Source organism: Bacillus sp. JJ1532, from assembly GCF_036965085.1.
GTDB lineage: Bacteria > Bacillota > Bacilli > Bacillales > Cytobacillaceae > Cytobacillus.
On sequence record NZ_JBALOW010000069.1, the window covers coordinates 1 to 596 of the forward strand.

Here is a 596-nt window from a genome sequence, read left to right on the forward strand (position 1 = left end):
TGGAGCTAGACAAAAAAAATTAAGCATGCCAATTTTGGCATGCCTAATAGCGCTGCAAGGCGCATTTCATTAACCAACATTTACTGCAGAAGGTTTAAGAAGCTCCTGTGCAACATATTTTGTTAAATCGACAACTCTGCAAGAGTAGCCCCATTCATTGTCATACCATGCTAAAACCTTTACTTTATTCGTTCCAATGACCATTGTGGATAACCCATCAATGATAGCAGAATGCGGATTTGTGTTAAAGTCGATTGAAACTAATGGCTCATCAGTAATATCTAAAATACCGCTAAGAGCGCCTTCGGAAGCTTGTTCAAATGCTGCATTGACCTGATCAACAGTTACATCGGACTTAAGATCCACTACAAGGTCAACTAGAGAAACGTTTGGTGTTGGAACACGTAAAGCCATTCCATGAAGCTTGCCTTTTAAATGAGGAAGCACTAATGTTAACGCTTTAGCTGCACCTGTTGATGTTGGAATAATAGATTGTGCACAAGCACGGGCACGGCGTAAATCCTTATGTGGATTGTCTATATTGTTCTGGTCGTTCGTATAAGCATGAACCGTAGTCATTAGTCCATTTTCAATGC

1 pseudogene is annotated in these 596 nt (G+C 40.3%); it reads right to left on the reverse strand.

Features of this window, described 5'->3' with window-relative positions:
* Positions 1–69: 69 nt before the first annotated feature.
* Positions 70–596: pseudogene (locus V7122_RS19985) on the reverse strand (type I glyceraldehyde-3-phosphate dehydrogenase); the annotation flags it as partial.